This window comes from Arthrobacter sp. NA-172, from assembly GCF_043952055.1.
Lineage (GTDB): Bacteria > Actinomycetota > Actinomycetes > Actinomycetales > Micrococcaceae > Arthrobacter.
The window spans coordinates 19212-33679 of sequence record NZ_JBINOT010000003.1 but is presented as its reverse complement, the minus strand read 5'-3'; the positions used below and the strand labels follow the sequence as shown (position 1 = coordinate 33679).

Annotated in this window: 12 protein-coding genes and 1 pseudogene; 6 read left to right on the top strand and 7 right to left on the bottom strand. The window is 64.1% G+C overall.

Going from position 1 to position 14468, the window contains the following annotated elements; genetic code table 11:
- Nucleotides 1–47 precede the first annotated feature (47 nt).
- From pstB to pstS, 4 genes are all read right to left on the bottom strand, one after another.
- Complete coding sequence (gene pstB, locus ACF0H6_RS13800; protein ID WP_395250201.1) at nt 48–827, bottom strand: phosphate ABC transporter ATP-binding protein PstB; 780 nt, start codon at nt 825–827, stop codon at nt 48–50.
- Between the two features lie 48 nt (nt 828–875).
- The gene (pstA, locus tag ACF0H6_RS13795; protein WP_395250200.1) at nt 876–1985 is read right to left on the bottom strand and encodes a phosphate ABC transporter permease PstA; all 1110 of its coding nucleotides are present in this window, start codon (nt 1983–1985) and stop codon (nt 876–878) included.
- On the bottom strand, nt 1985–2917 hold the full coding sequence (gene pstC, locus ACF0H6_RS13790; RefSeq protein ID WP_395250199.1) for a phosphate ABC transporter permease subunit PstC: 933 nt from the start codon (nt 2915–2917) through the stop codon (nt 1985–1987). The genes pstA and pstC overlap by 1 nt, the downstream gene beginning before the upstream one ends.
- 140 nt (nt 2918–3057) lie before the next feature.
- Nucleotides 3058–4176 carry a phosphate ABC transporter substrate-binding protein PstS gene (gene pstS, locus ACF0H6_RS13785; RefSeq protein ID WP_395250198.1) on the bottom strand — a complete coding sequence of 373 codons (1119 nt, stop codon included), beginning with the start codon at nt 4174–4176 and terminating at the stop codon, nt 3058–3060.
- A 298-nt stretch (nt 4177–4474) separates the two neighbouring features.
- Between pstS and ACF0H6_RS13780 the strand changes: the two are divergent.
- The 3 genes and pseudogenes from ACF0H6_RS13780 (at nt 4475) to ACF0H6_RS13770 (ending at nt 7707) form a co-directional block, all read left to right on the top strand.
- Nucleotides 4475–5605: pseudogene (locus ACF0H6_RS13780) on the top strand (aromatic acid exporter family protein).
- Between the two features lie 41 nt (nt 5606–5646).
- Nucleotides 5647–7020, top strand: a complete 1374-nt coding sequence (radA, locus tag ACF0H6_RS13775) for a DNA repair protein RadA (protein WP_395250197.1) — start codon at nt 5647–5649, stop codon at nt 7018–7020.
- 63 nt (nt 7021–7083) lie between these two features.
- Nucleotides 7084–7707: a Pr6Pr family membrane protein gene (locus tag ACF0H6_RS13770; RefSeq protein WP_395250196.1), complete on the top strand. Its 624-nt coding sequence runs from the start codon at nt 7084–7086 to the stop codon at nt 7705–7707.
- A 117-nt stretch (nt 7708–7824) separates the two neighbouring features.
- On the opposite strand, the gene ACF0H6_RS13765 is transcribed toward ACF0H6_RS13770, so the two are convergent.
- The gene (locus tag ACF0H6_RS13765) at nt 7825–9438 is read right to left on the bottom strand and encodes a peptide chain release factor 3 (RefSeq protein ID WP_395250195.1); all 1614 of its coding nucleotides are present in this window, start codon (nt 9436–9438) and stop codon (nt 7825–7827) included.
- A gap of 361 nt (nt 9439–9799) precedes the next feature.
- Complete coding sequence (locus ACF0H6_RS13760; RefSeq protein WP_395250194.1) at nt 9800–9964, bottom strand: hypothetical protein; 165 nt, start codon at nt 9962–9964, stop codon at nt 9800–9802.
- A 435-nt stretch (nt 9965–10399) separates the two neighbouring features.
- On the opposite strand from ACF0H6_RS13760, the gene disA reads away from it, so the two are divergent.
- The gene (gene disA / locus ACF0H6_RS13755; RefSeq protein ID WP_395250193.1) at nt 10400–11476 is read left to right on the top strand and encodes a DNA integrity scanning diadenylate cyclase DisA; all 1077 of its coding nucleotides are present in this window, start codon (nt 10400–10402) and stop codon (nt 11474–11476) included.
- A gap of 2 nt (nt 11477–11478) precedes the next feature.
- On the opposite strand, the gene ACF0H6_RS13750 is transcribed toward disA, so the two are convergent.
- Nucleotides 11479–12201, bottom strand: a complete 723-nt coding sequence (locus ACF0H6_RS13750) for a hypothetical protein (protein ID WP_395250192.1) — start codon at nt 12199–12201, stop codon at nt 11479–11481.
- A gap of 164 nt (nt 12202–12365) precedes the next feature.
- Between ACF0H6_RS13750 and ACF0H6_RS13745 the strand changes: the two genes are divergently transcribed.
- Entirely contained in the window at nt 12366–13334 is a 969-nt protein-coding gene (locus tag ACF0H6_RS13745) for an A/G-specific adenine glycosylase (protein ID WP_395250191.1), read from the top strand.
- 617 nt (nt 13335–13951) lie between these two features.
- On the top strand, nt 13952–14440 hold the full coding sequence (locus ACF0H6_RS13740) for a hypothetical protein (protein WP_395250190.1): 489 nt from the start codon (nt 13952–13954) through the stop codon (nt 14438–14440).
- Nucleotides 14441–14468: the final 28 nt, after the last annotated feature.

The window sequence follows — 14468 nt, the reverse complement described above, 5'->3', positions numbered from 1 at the left end:
TCACCCCAAGGTGACTGCCGCCGTCGGGCTTTCCCGTCGGTTTGTGCTTATCCGAAGCGGCCGGACACGTAGTCTTCCGTGGCCCGCTGGGACGGGTTGTTGAAGATGGTGGTGGTGTCCGCGAATTCGATGAGCTTGCCGGGCTTGCCGGTGCCGGCGATGTTGAAGAACGCCGTCTTGTCGGAAACGCGCGCAGCCTGCTGCATGTTGTGGGTCACGATCACCACGGTGTATTCGTCCTTGAGCTCGTTGATGAGGTCTTCGACGGCCAAGGTGGAGATGGGGTCCAACGCGGAGCAAGGCTCGTCCATGAGGATGACCTGCGGTTCCACGGCGATGGCGCGGGCGATGCAGAGCCGCTGCTGCTGGCCACCGGAGAGTCCGGAGCCCGGCTTCTCGAGGCGGTCCTTGACCTCGTTCCAGAGGTTGGCGCCGCGCAGGGACTTCTCCACCAGCGCGTCTGCCGCGCCCTTGGAGATCCTCTTGTTGTTCAGCTTCACGCCGGCCAACACGTTGTCGCGGATGGACATGGTGGGGAACGGGTTGGGCCGCTGGAAGACCATGCCCACCTGGGTGCGGACCGTCACCGGGTCCACGCCGTGGCCGTAGAGGTTGTCGCCGTCGAGCAGGACTTCGCCTTCAACGCGGGCACCGGGCAGTACCTCGTGCATACGGTTAAGGGTGCGCAGGAAGGTGGACTTGCCACAACCGGACGGGCCGATGAATGCCGTGACCGATTTGGCTTCAATGTTGATATTGACGCCTTCAACGGCCAGGAAGCTGCCGTAGTAGACGTTCAGATCCTTGACGTCGATCCGCTTAGACATGGTGTTCCTTCGGTGCTGTGGTTGGAAGTGTGCGTGTGGCCTGGCGGCTCAACGGCCGGCCTTGGGTGCGAAGGCCCGGGCGATCAGCCTGGCGCCGAGGTTCAGGAGCATCACCAGGATGATCAGGACCAGCGCGGCACCCCAAGCTCGCTGGCTCGACGGGTCCGGGTTGGACGGCGAGGTCGGGTTCAGGATCTGCGTGTAGATGAAGGTAGGCAGCGAGGCCATCCAGCCGCCGAATACGTTGCTGTTGATCGTTGTGGCGAAACCTGCGGTGACCAGAATCGGAGCTGTCTCGCCAATCACGCGGGCGATCGCCAAGGTGACGCCGGACGCGATGCCGGAAATCGCCGTCGGGATGACCACTTTAAGGATGGTGCGCCACTTGCGCACACCAAGCGCGTAAGCCGCCTCGCGGAGCTCGTTCGGGACGATCTTAAGCATTTCCTCGCTGGAGCGGACCACCACCGGGATCATCAAGACCGAAAGCGCGACGGCGGCGACAGCACCGGTCTTGGTGCCCGGGCCGACCACGGCGAAGAAGAAGGCGGCAGAAAAGAGACCTGCGACGATCGACGGGATACCCGTCATGACATCGACGAAGAAGGTAATCGCGCGGGCGAGGGTCCGGTCGTTGCCGTACTCCACCAGATAGATCGCCGTCAGAAGGCCAACGGGCACCGAGATCACGGTTGCGAGCAGGGTGATCTGAACGGTGCCAATCAGCGCGTGGTAGATGCCGCCGAGGACCTTCGTGCCCTCATCGACGCTCTTGTTGTCAAGGGAACCTGTGACGCCGTTCATGGAAGTCGTCAGGAAGCCCGGGGTAATGATGCCCGGAATGCCGTTCACGAGGACGGTCCAGATCACCGAAATAAGCGGCAGCAGCGCCACAAGGAACGAGCCGACAATCAGGCAGGTGGCGAGCTTGTCGCTCGCCTTGCGGCGGCCTTCGACAGCGGCGCTCCAGCCGACCAGGCCGATCGCGAAGAGGATGGCGGACACAAGCCCCCAGCCGAAAGCGTTGAAGCCGATCAGCGCAAGGATCGCTGCGCCGAGCACCAAGGCGACGGCCAAGACGACGTACGGGGCGAAAGCGGGCAACTGGCCCTTGGTCAGTGCGGAGCGTTTGCGCGCCACGGGGGCTGTGACGGTCATTAGTTGGCTCCCGAGAATTCTTTGTGCCTGGAGATGATCCAGCGTGCAATCATGTTGACACCCAGGGTGATGACGAACAATACCAAGCCTGCTGCGATCAACGTGCTGACCTTGAGCCCACTAGCTTCAGGGAAGTTCAAGGCGATTTCCGCGGCAATGGTCTGGTTGCCGGACTGGATGAGGCTAGCGGTCAGAACGCCGGAGGACAGGACCAGCGCCACGGCCATGGTCTCCCCAAGTGCACGGCCGAGGCCCAGCATGACGGCGCTGACGATGCCCGGACGGCCGAATGGCAAGACAGCCATCTTGATCATTTCCCAGCGAGTCGCGCCGAGGGCCAGAGCGGCTTCCTCGTGGAGCTTGGGGGTCTGCAGGAAAATTTCCCGCGACAAGGAAGTGATGATCGGCAAAACCATGACAGAGAGGACGATGCTCGCGGTCAGGATGGTCTTGCCGGTAGCGGAGGCCGGGCCTTGGAAAATCGGCAACCAGCCCATGTTGCTGGCCAGCCATCCGTAGGCGGGCGAAATCTGGGGGGCAAGGAACGCCGCACCCCATGCGCCGTAGACCACGGAAGGAATAGCAGCGAGGAGGTCCACCACATAGCCGAGGCCCGAGGCAAGTCTGCGGGGCGCGTAGTGCGAGATGAACAGCGCAACGCCGATGGCTACGGGAGTGGCGATCACGAGCGCGATGACGGCGGCAATCAGGGTCCCCACCACGATCGGCCCAATGTAGGCGAAGAAGCCCTGACCGCCTTGGATGTCGGCGGGTGAAGCCACAAGAGCCGGAACGGCCTGGATGACAAGGAAAAGTGCGACGCCGAAGAGAACCGCAAGGATCAGGCATCCCGCTGCCAGGGTGGCCCCGGAGAAGACCTTGTCCCCGGCGCGTCCGGCACCTTGGGAAGTGGTCAAGGAGTTGGTGGTCACTTCACGATCCTTCAGATTCACTCAAAAACGGCCAAGTTCCCCGCCCCGCCCGGTGATGTTTCACCAGCGCGGGACGGGGAACGTTGATATTCAAGGGTAGTGGTGCCGCGGTCCGCCGCGCCACTACTCCGTGGTGGTCCTTAGGCCTTGGCCTTGATGGACTCAACAGCGGCCTTTGCCTTGTCCTGCAGCGTCTTGGAGAGCGGAGCGGACTTGGCGGAACCGGCGGCAGCCTGCTGGCCGGCGTCGGAGACTACGTAGTTCTCGAAAGCCTTGACCAGGTCAGCGGTTGCCTGCTTGTCGTAGGTGGTGCAGACGACGTGGTAGGAAACCAGGACAACCGGGTAGGCCGAGGAATCCGTGGTGGTGCGGTCGAGCTTGATGGACAGGTCGCCGGTGGCGCGGCCGGCAACAGGCTTGCCCAGTTCAACAGCCTTGGCGGCAGCGGCAGCGGAGATCTTGACGAAGTCCGAGCCAACCTTGATCTGCGCGGTGCCAAGCTTGCCGGAAACAGCGGAGTCGTCAGCGTAGGTCACAGCCCCCGGGGTGTCGGTGACGGTCTTGACGACGCCGGAGGTGCCCTTGGCGTTCTCGCCCTTCAGGGATGCAGGCCACAGGCCAGCAGCCTTGTCGGTCCAGACAGAAGGAGCAGCAGATGCCAGGTAGTCCGTGAAGTTCTGGGTGGTGCCGGAGTCGTCAGAGCGGTTGACCGGGGTGACCTTGAGGTCCGGAAGCGTGACGCCGGCGTTCAGGGCGGCGATTGCCGGGTCGTTCCAGTTGACGATCTGACCGCGGAACATCTTCGCAACGGTGTCGGCGTCGAGCTTCAGGTCCTTGACGTTCGGGATGTTGAAGGCAACGGCGATCGGCGAGATGTAGACCGGGATGTTGATGGCGCCGTCGGTGCCGCACTTGGTCTTGGAGGTGGCCAGCTCAGCGTCGGTCAAGTAGGCGTCAGAGCCTGCGAACTGTGCAGAGCCGTCGAGGATGGCCTTACGGCCTGCGCCCGAGCCGTCCGGGGAGTACTGGACCGTGGCACCCGGGTTCGCGGAAGCGAAGTTGGTCTTCCAAGCGTCCATTGCGGCGCCCTGCGCCGAGGAGCCTATACCAGTCAGCGTGCCGGTGACCTTGACGGCCGCCGGGCTCTGGGAAGCTGACGGAGCGTTGGTTGCGTTGTCCGAACCGCAAGCGGTCAGCGCGAGGGCGCCGACTGCGAGGACCGCGATTGCCGCGTTGCGGCCGAAGCGAGTTGCCTTCACTGGGATGTACCCCTTCCAGGGATTCTCTGATGCGTGCCGAAGGAGAAAGTCGGCATACGAAAGATTTGCGTACGTGTTTGTACCTTCACTGACGGTAAGAGGCCTAGGTAACGGGATCGGCGGTGCAAAGTGAACAGCAGGTTAACGGATGTGGACTATTGGCTTACATATGCAGCGTCGCCCTTGCTTTGGTGCGGCATGGGGTTTTAAGTGATGCCCCTCACTTTGGAAGCCATGATTGACAGACAAGTCCGACGGCAGGAACACGTCGCGAGCGGCTCCTGAATAGACTTGAACCATGACCGCCCCCCAAGGACTTTCAGCAAGCAAGAAATTCCTCCGGGCGCGGCTGCGCACTGGCTTCGTCCGCAGCCGGGGCTCGCTGGTTCCGGCAGTTCAGATGACCGTGTGCGCCGTGGGCGCATATGCGTTCGCCGAGTACATCCTCGGACACACAGGCCCGCTTTTCGCCGCTACTTCTTCCCTGATCGCCTTGGGATTCTCGCGGGATCCGCGATTGCGCCGCGTTGTTGAGGTCGGACTTGGCTGCACCCTCGGGATCGTGGTGGGCGATTTGCTGCTGCACTGGCTGGGCGCCGGGATCTGGCAGGCCGCCGTCGTGCTGCTTTTCTCCATCCTGCTTGCCCGGTTTCTGGACAGCGGAACCATCTTCACCACCCAACTGGGGCTACAGTCCTTGCTGGTGGTCTTGTTGCCGGCGCCGGCGGGCGGACCGTTCACCCGCAGCCTCGACGCCGTCGTCGGGGGTAGTTTCGCCTTGTTGGTCACCGTACTTGTGCCCAAGGACCCTCGCCGGGAACCGCGTCAGGACGTCCGAAAACTCCTGCACGAGCTCTCCGAAGTACTTCGCGAGTGCGCCGACGCTTTGATCAACAGCGATTCCACCAGGCCTGGCACGCCCTCATCCGGGGACGGAATTGCCAACCCCTCGTGGACAGGATGCGCCAATCCCTGCGGGCGTCCGGCGAGGTAGCGACTCTCGCCCCGGCCTACCGACAGCACCGCGACGAACTCACCAGGTTGGAGGAGTCGCTCGAATCGATCGACCTCGCGCTCCGCAACAGCCGCGTCTTCGCCCGGCGCCTCACCAGCGCCATCAACCATGCCGCGCTCACGGATGAGGCCACGGACAGCATCTCGGAAGTCCTTCAGGACACCTCCGCCGCCGTCGAGGAACTGTCTCTGGGCCTCGCGGAAGTGCACGACGGCGCCCGCAGGGCCCACATGCGCGGTGCGCGGCAGGGACCTGGCGGGCATTGCCACCCGGCTTCACCCGAAAATGCTTCACGTCCAGAAACTCGAGGGCGAAACCGTGGTGATGCTCTTCCGGCCCCTCATGGTGGACTTGCTCGAAGCTGCCGGGATGGATCCCGACGAGGCAAGAGATGTCCTGCCTTCCTTGCAGTGATGAGCGCTTGACTGTCCTACCCCTCCACTAGCCTTGTACGCATGGCTTCCAAGACCTCGCGCACCTCCAAGACACCCGCGTACAAATGCGCCGAATGCGGTTGGACCACGGTCAAGTGGGTGGGCCGCTGCGGCGAGTGCCAGGCGTGGGGCACCGTGGAGGAATCCGGCGCCACGGTTGCACGTACGACGGCGGCAACAACAGTTTTGGAGCCGGCCCGCCGCATTGCCGAGGTAGATGGCACCACCGCGGCCTTCCTACCCACCGGCGTCGATGAACTGGACCGGGTGCTGGGCGGAGGTCTGGTCCCCGGCGCGGTGATCCTGCTCGCCGGCGAGCCCGGCGTCGGGAAATCCACCCTGCTGCTGGACGTCGCGGCGAAGTTCGCGCGCACGGGTCAAGACGTCCTGTACGTCACGGGCGAGGAATCGGCCGCCCAGGTCAAACTCCGCGCCGAACGTATTGACGCCGTCGCGCACAGCCTTTATCTCTCGGCGGAAACGGACCTCGGGCAAGCCCTGGGCCAGGTGGAGAAGCTTGAGCCGAAGTTGCTCATTGTGGACTCGGTGCAGACCCTCAGCAGCGCCGACGTCGAAGGCAGCGCGGGCGGTGTTTCTCAGGTGAGGGAAGTGGCCGCGTCCATCATCGCCGCCGCCAAGCGCCGCAACATGACCACCCTGCTGGTGGGTCACGTGACCAAGGACGGTTCCATTGCCGGTCCGCGCCTCTTGGAGCACTTGGTGGACGTCGTGTGCCAGTTCGAAGGCGAGCGCCATTCCCGGCTCCGCTTGTTGCGCGCGGTCAAGAACCGTTACGGGGCCACCGACGACGTCGGGTGTTTCGACTTGAACGAAGGCGGCATCGAGGGGCTCGCCGATCCCAGCGGCCTCTTTGTCTCGCGGACGCGTGAGCCTGTGTCGGGAACCTGCATCACAGTGACCATGGAAGGGCGCAGGCCTTTGTTGGCCGAAGTGCAGTCGCTTCTTGCCGAGAGTTCCAGCTCGCAGCCGCGCCGGGCCACCAGCGGCCTGGACAGCTCGCGCGTGGCGATGCTCCTTGCCGTGCTCCAACAGCGAGCCGGTTGCATCCTGCACAAGGACGACTCCTACGTGGCCACAGTGGGCGGGGTGAAGCTGAGCGAACCAGCCACGGACCTGGCCGTCGCGCTTGCCGTAGCTTCGGCCAAGGCCCGGAAGGCGCTGCCGCAGCGTTTGATTGCGTTCGGTGAGGTTGGCCTGGCTGGCGAGGTCCGTCCTGTTCCCGGGATCAACCAACGCATCCATGAGGCCCAGCGCCTTGGCTTCACGCACGCCATCGTGCCTGCCAGTCCCAATGGCCCGGGGCCCGTCCCGGACGGGTTCTCGGTCCGCGAGGTGGGGCACTTGGCGGAAGCACTCGAGTTGCTGATTACGTAGCAGCCGGGTTGGTCTCGGAGTGTCGGAGGGCGCCGCTCATTGCGGCCACCGGATGATGTCCGTATGACCAAAAGAAATGTGCTCATCGGGGGACGCCTCTTCTTTGGCCTCCTGACGCTGGTGGCCGTAATAACGCAACTCACCGTCCACATCGGCCTGGGTTTCGATGCGTGGAACTTCTTCAGCTACTTCACCAACCTGTCCAACATCTTTGCGTCGGTGGTGCTGCTGATCAGCGCCTATCGCCTTCTGGTTGGCAAGCGCCCCAGCGAGCTCGACGACGCCACCCGGGGCACTGCCACCATCGCCATGGCCGTTGTGGGACTCGTGTTCGGAGCGCTCTTGGCGGGGCAGGATCTTGGATCCTTGCTCCCCTGGGTCAATTTCGTGGTCCACTACCTCATGCCGGTGGTCATGGTGGCCGACTGGCTGTTCCAACCCCCGCGGTCCACCCTGACCGTCAAGCACCTTTGGTACTGGTTGCTCTACCCGGTTGCGTACCTCGTCTACAGCCTGATTCGTGGCTCGTTCGTGAACTGGTACGCCTACTGGTTCATCGACCCTGCACGCGCAGGCGGTTGGGGCGGAGTGGTGGTCTTCGCAGCGGCGATCTCCGTGGGCTTCCTCATGGTGAGCCTCGCCATGTTGTGGGCCGGGAACAAGCTCGAACGCCAGGTCCGCTACTAAGCCCCGGCCGCCACCAACCCGAGCCAGCACTGGACATGCCCCCTGCTCAAGCTATGCACTGGACATAAAGGCATTATGTCCAGTGCATAGAGTCAAACGGGGGGCATGTCCAGAGGGTTACTTGGCGGGATTGTGCGTCCCGATGGGCACCAACGTGAGATTCGGGTGATTCTTCTCGATCCTGCGCAGGGCCCAGACGTCGTTGAACAGGGCCAGGTATTCGCCGTCGGACCTCAGCAGCACCTCCGCGCCGGGGACATTTGCGAGCGCGGGCATGGCCTCCGCCGTCGTGATCCTCGCCATCGAATACGGGAGCCGTTCGAGCCGCATCGGGGCGTTGAAGTCGTGGGCCATGCGGTCTTCCACCACTTCGAACTGCATGGGACCGACGGCGGCGAGCACTGGCGCCTGGTCTCCGCGGACGTCGGAGCGGAGCACCTGGATGACGCCCTCATGCTCAAGCTGCTCGATGCCGCGGCGGAACTGCTTGAAGCGGCTGGGGTCCTGGGACCGAGCCACTTGGAAGTGCTCAGGCGCGAACAACGGGATCGCCGGGAACTCGACTGGCTGCTCCAGGAACAGGCTGTCCCCTACCCGGAGTGAGGACGCGTTCACCAGGCCCACAACATCGCCCGGGTAGGCCTCGTCGATCACTTCGCGTTCGCGCCCAAACACTTGCTGGGCGTACTTCGTGGCGAAGGACTTCCCGGTGCGGGTCTGCGTGACCACCATGCCACGCTCGAAGACGCCGGAGCACACGCGGATGAAGGCAACGTGGTCACGGTGGGCTTTGTTCATGCCGGCCTGGACTTTGAAGACGAACCCAGCGAAGGGCGCGTCAACGGGGCGGGGCTCGCCGTCCACGTCCGGGCGGGGCGCTGCCGGGGGCGCGAAGTCCACCAAGGCATCCAGGATTTCCTTGACGCCGAAGTTCAGGGCCGCAGAGCTGAAGAGGATGGGGGTTGCCGTTCCGGCGTGGAAGCTTTCCACATTGAATTCAAGGTTTGATTCGATCACCAGTCCGGCTTCGTCGACGGCGTCACTCCAGTTATTGCCCTGGGTTTCCGCTGCCTCTTCCGGGGTGAAGTATTCGGTCAGGGCGATGTTGGCCCCGGCGTTGTTCCGCATGAAGCGGGCGAAGCGGTCATTGCGTAGGTCCCAGACTCCGCGGAAGTCGCCGGAAATGCCCACTGCCCAGGTCAGGGGCATGGGCTGAAGGCCGGTTCGCTCCGTGATCTCGTCCATCAACGCAAGTGCGTCCAGACCCGGGCGGTCCCATTTGTTGATCACGGTAATGATGGGCAGGTTCCGCTGCTTGCAGACCTCGAAGAGCTTCATGGTCTGCGTTTCCAGGCCCTTCGCCGCGTCCACCAGCATCACTGCGCAGTCGACGGCGGCAAGGACCCGGTAGGTGTCCTCCGAGAAGTCGGCGTGGCCAGGGGTGTCAAGCAGGTTGATCACGGTGTCCCGGTAGGAGAACTGGAGCGCCGCGGAACTGATGGAAATACCGCGGTCCTTTTCCATCTGCATCCAGTCGGAAACAGTTTCCTTGCGGTTGGCTTTGCCGCTCGACGCACCCGCGGTGCCAATGACCTTGGCATGCAGGGCGAGCGCTTCCGTGAGGGTGGACTTGCCTGCGTCGGGGTGAGAAATGACTGCAAAAGTCCGACGCCGGGAGGCTTCGTGGTGAATTGCCTGGACTCGGGCGGGGCTCAGGACTTCTTGGGACACGGTGCTACTTTCGCTGCGATTTGGGCGTTGCCCGCACTGAAATACGACGGGCCAGACGTGGAATTGCGGCTGGATACTGGCCCGTTGCTGGCCGGGGCCAACTCAGGGAGCGGCGCGAATTGCGCGCCAGCCAAGATACCAAGTTTATCGCAGCCCGCGAACCAGCCGGAGGCAGCACTAAGAACCCACCGTTTAACAGGGCTGAAACGGGCTGCACAAGTCCCGGAAATCATCCGCCGCTAGTTTGAAATTGCAGGCAGTTACATCGGAGTTGCCTTGACCCCTCCGCGAAAAATCAATCGCTCACGCCGGCAATAGCACGAAAGGGCAGTGCATCAATGAACCCACGGAATGACTTGTTTTACGACCCGCTCGGGACCGCCTCCGCCGCCAGCGCGACGGCGAGCGCGACGGCGAGCGCGACGGCGAGCGCCTCTGCGAGCCCGACGTCGAGCGCCACGGCAAGCTCCGCCTCGAACACCGAAGCGGGCAACAAACGGCCTCGGCCCGGACACACCCAAGACACACCCTCCAGCCGAACCCAGGCATCCCCCGGGCGAGCGCGCCCGGACGCTAGGAATGGACTGGCACGGGAAGCCGCGCTGCACAGCGTGCGGCTCGACCTCGAACGGCTTGCGCTGCTTGCGCGGGTTCGGATGACTAGCTGAGTTCACAGGGCTCCAAAACCAGGACTCTAAAACCAGGGCTTTAACACCTCGGTTCCAACACCTTGGAGGACCCAGCACAAAATGGTGGTCTGGCGGCCGCCGTCGAACGCGTTTCGGAGCACGCGTCACGTAACCTTCTTTGGGGCACTTTAAGGCTTGCCCGTGCGGTTGTTGCCGGTCAATACCTCTATCATTGAGCTTGCGGGAAACCTAGCACTTTTGTCCTGCCGGCTCATGACTGAAAACCGGCATACTCGCGGGCGCGCTTGCCTGCACCTTTGAAGGGAACACCTATGGCTCGGAGCCCCGAAGAATCGCTCAAGGCGACTCTGGGCAGGGTGGCCCCCGGAACGCCGCTGCGCGACGGCCTGGAACGCATTCTGCGCGGGCGCACCGGCGCCCTGATCGTTTTGGGTACGGACCGGACCATCGAGTCCATCTGCTCTGGCGGCTTTGAAATCGGCATCGATTTCTCCCCGACGCGCCTGCGTGAACTCGCGAAGATGGACGGTGCCATCATCTGCGACAAAGACGCCGGCAACATCCTTCGCGCCGCGGTCCAGCTTGTGCCTGACTCCAGCATCGAGACCCAGGAGTCAGGAACGCGTCACAGGACGGCCGAGCGTGTGGCCATCCAGACAGGCGTGCCGGTGATTTCGGTCAGCCAGTCCATGCAGATCATCGCCCTCTACGTGAACGGCCTGCGGCACGTGCTGGAGGGTTCGGAGAAGGTCCTGGCCCGCGCCAACCAGGCCCTCGCCACCCTCGAGCGCTACAGCGCCCGCTTGGACCAGGTGACCAGCGCGCTTTCGGCCCTTGAGATCGAGGCCATGGTCACCGTCCGGGATGTGGCAGTCACCCTGCAACGCCAGGAAATGGTCCGGCGCATTGCCGAAGAAATCGCACAATACGTCCTGGAGCTGGGCGAGGACGGCAGGTTGCTCTCCCTGCAGCTGGAGGAACTCACCACGGGCCGGGGACCGGGCAGCGACGTGATCATCCGCGATTACGCGGGCGCCAACGCGTCGCCGGAGGAGATCGACGCCGCGGTCCAAGCGCTTCTGGACCTTGGCCCCACGGAGCTGATCGACCTGAGCAAGATATCAAGCATCATCGGTTTCGCGGGCGGCATGGATGTGCTCGACGCCGGTGTGCAGCCCCGCGGCTACCGCCTCCTGTCCGGGCTGAAGTCCGTTCCGAAGGCCGTGTCCGACCGTTTGGTGGACCACTTCGGCGGTCTCCAGAACCTCATGGCTGCCACCATTGAAGATCTCATGACCGTGGACGGCATCGGTGACCAGCGCGCCCGGACCGTCCGTGAAGGCCTCAGCCGCATGGCAGAAGCCAGCCTGCTCGACAGGTTCCTCTAGCCCTAGCCGAGCTGGAAGATGGCCTTGGTGCTCGCCTTGTTTCCCAGAACGGCTTTGAACGTGTAGGTTCCGCTTGCTGGCTTGGCCGACACGACGCCGCAGCCCTCCGACGTTCTGTTCCGTTGCCACGGGAAGTTTGCGATCTCGCTCTTGCCCGGGTCGATCTGCTTCACGAGGTCTTCGCCCTTCGCTTGGCAGTCCTTCGACGAGAAAATCCGGTCCTCGCCGCTCATCACCAGGAACTCCATCTGGGACGTACCGACGTTGACTTGGCAGGCAGCCGCTCCGCCGTTGGTGATCTTCATGCTCAGCACCGGGTTCTGCCCGGCCGCATAGGCGGGCTGGTCCGTGGACGCGGTTACCGTCACGAGATTGAGGTCGCAGACCGGCGTCGGCGGTGGGGTTGTAGTGCTGACAACAGTGGGAACCGCGGAGGGGTCCGGGCTGGCGGATGCCGCTCCGAGCGCTTGGTTTTTGGGTGCACCGGAATCAGCCTTGCTTGAAAGCGAGGAACTCACGGCAATAACCCCGGCTATGAGCATCGCCAGGACCAGCAGAAGGGCGCCGAATACAACCAGCCGACGACGCCGGTAAACGGCAGGGCTCGGCCGGCGCCTTGGGGGCCGGGCGGGGCCCCTGGAACGGTTAGTGCCTTGGGCCCGGGCACGGCCATTAGCCGACGGCGACGTGCGCGCCCTTGGCGGTTGCTTGCCCTTGTTGACCATACTTCTAGGCTAGGCAACGCAAGGCCGAGATGACGCCGCACCACGCCGCCAAGGCCTGAACGGAGGGAGTATGACGTCCGTCATCCCGGGCCGGTTCCACTACAGTGGATGGCAGGAATCGGCGGCCACCAGGGCCCCGCCAGGAACCGCCTACGAGGAACCCCATGCCACTGCCAGGCGCCGCTGAACTTGCCGGCACCCAACACCTCCCGGACTTGCACCAGTCCATGGAACGCTGGTTTGCCGAGTCGGCGCGGGTGCTCCCGTGGAGGTCACCGGACTGCAGCCCGTGGGGAGTCCTGGTCAGTGAAGTGATGCTGCAGCAGACCCCCGTGGTTCGCGTGCTGCCGGTGTGGGAGGACTGGCTGGAACGCTGGCCGGAGCCTTCGGATCTGGCAAGCCAGCCTTCGGGCGAGGCGGTAAGGCATTGGGGCAGACTCGGTTATCCCCGCCGCGCGCTCAGGCTCCACGCGGCCGCCGTCGCGATGATGGAACACCACGGTGGCAACGTGCCGGACACGCATGCAGCGCTGCTCAGCCTTCCCGGCGTCGGCGACTACACCGCTGCGGCGGTGGCCGCTTTTGCCTTTGGGCGCCGCGAAACCGTGGTGGACACGAACATCCGGCGCGTGCACGCCCGGCTCTTTTCAGGATTGGCGCTGCCCGCGCCGTCGCTCACCGCATCCGAGATGCGCCTCGCTGAATCGCTCATGCCCGACGACGTCGGACTGTCCGTCCGTTGGAACGCTTCCGTCATGGAACTCGGAGCGCTCGTCTGCACAGCCCGCTCCCCCAAGTGTTCCGGCTGCCCGGTCCGCGAGTCCTGCGCGTGGCTTGCCGCCGGAGAGCCACCGCCGACGTACACGCCCAAGGGCCAGGCCTGGCACGGCACGGACCGGCAGCTGCGGGGTGCCGTCATGGCCGTGTTGCGTGTTGCCGATTCCCCCGTGGCGCCGGAACTGTTTGAGCGCCCAGCAGCCGACCTTGGCTTCGCGCCTGATGGCGCCGCTGTGCCGCTGGCCGCCCTGCACCGCCTGAATTCGGCGCCGGAGCAGCTCGAACGGGCGCTCGAGGGACTCGTGCGCGACGGCCTGGCCGAGATGCACGACGGCGGGTTGCGGCTCCCGACCTGAGCTTCCGCGACGCCGCTTTCTTCTAGGCCGCTTTCCTCTAGGCCGGGGACGGGTTTGCGAGCCAGAAGGAAAGCCTGAGGGGTTCTTTCGTAATGGTCGTCTGGTTCGCGGAGAAGCTGTGCTTCCACAACAAGGCCCGCGCGACGCAAGAGCTCCGAGGTGCGTCCAGGTGGCAAGCGGTAGGCGTCAAGGTCGATCTCGTGGCCATAGGCGAAATCCAGGCGCCTGGGCTCGTCACCGGCCTGAAATGCAAGCAGGAGCAGGCCGCCATCGCGCAGCGTCCGGTGGAACTCGGCGAACACCCCGGGCAATCGGGCCGGTGGCGTGTGGATATTCGAATACCACGCGACAACGCCGCCAAGCGAGCCGTCCGCCAGCTCCAAGGCCTCCATCGACCCCTCAGTCGGCAGCCACGGTGTTGTAAGCGGCGCGGGTGGTGCGCACGTCGGCGGGTTCAGTCATGCAAAGAACCCTATTCCGTGGGCGTACAAGACTGCGCGCGGCTGGCCGGGGTCCACAAGTCGCAGAGCTGCAACGGCGGGCGGACGTCCGTAACGATGTGCCTGCCAGTTGCAGGCCTCAGGTCGCAGCTCCCTACGGCGGGAATATCCTCAAGTATGCGCAGGTTGTGGGCCGTTATCGCATTGACCACGACGGCGGCGCTCGGTTCGGGATGCCAGCCTCAGGTGACCGTGTGCCCGGCAATTGCAATCGCCCCGGTGGTGTCCCTGACGATTGCCGCGGACTACGTGCCAGCGGTCAAATCCCTGCATTTGAAGGCCTGCCAGGACGGGAAGTGCCGTGAGGCCGAGCTGGAGTTGCGCCCGGGCAGCATATCGGTCGCTCAACCTTGCAGCCCCGAACCAGACGGGGCCTGTTCCGCTACTTCCTCCCCGGATGGCACCCGCTACGGGTTCTTGAACATGGGTACCCTGACGGCATCGCCTGTCAATGCGGAAGTGACGGGCTACAGCGTAAACGGCGGGCCGTTGCCGGTCAGGACACTGGACTTCACGCCGAAGAGCGCGAAACCTTGGGGCGAGCAATGTCCTGCCACCATCACAGCAAGCCTCCTCCTGGATGCCAGCGGCCTACGGCAGACCTGAAATCCACGCCTCTACCTCAAGCCTGAAC

What these genes read in the sequence shown, in the direction of transcription:
- ACF0H6_RS13770 (WP_395250196.1), top strand. Translation starts at nt 7,084, where the DNA reads ATGACCAAAAGAAATGTGCTCATCGGGGGACGCCTCTTCTTTGGCCTC.
- ACF0H6_RS13745 (WP_395250191.1), top strand. Translation starts at nt 12,366, where the DNA reads ATGCCACTGCCAGGCGCCGCTGAACTTGCCGGCACCCAACACCTCCCG.
- ACF0H6_RS13750 (WP_395250192.1), bottom strand. Translation starts at nt 12,201, where the DNA reads ATGGTCAACAAGGGCAAGCAACCGCCAAGGGCGCGCACGTCGCCGTCG.
- radA (WP_395250197.1), top strand. Translation starts at nt 5,647, where the DNA reads ATGGCTTCCAAGACCTCGCGCACCTCCAAGACACCCGCGTACAAATGC.
- ACF0H6_RS13740 (WP_395250190.1), top strand. Translation starts at nt 13,952, where the DNA reads ATGCGCAGGTTGTGGGCCGTTATCGCATTGACCACGACGGCGGCGCTC.
- disA (WP_395250193.1), top strand. Translation starts at nt 10,400, where the DNA reads ATGGCTCGGAGCCCCGAAGAATCGCTCAAGGCGACTCTGGGCAGGGTG.
- pstA (WP_395250200.1), bottom strand. Translation starts at nt 1,985, where the DNA reads ATGACCGTCACAGCCCCCGTGGCGCGCAAACGCTCCGCACTGACCAAG.
- pstB (WP_395250201.1), bottom strand. Translation starts at nt 827, where the DNA reads ATGTCTAAGCGGATCGACGTCAAGGATCTGAACGTCTACTACGGCAGC.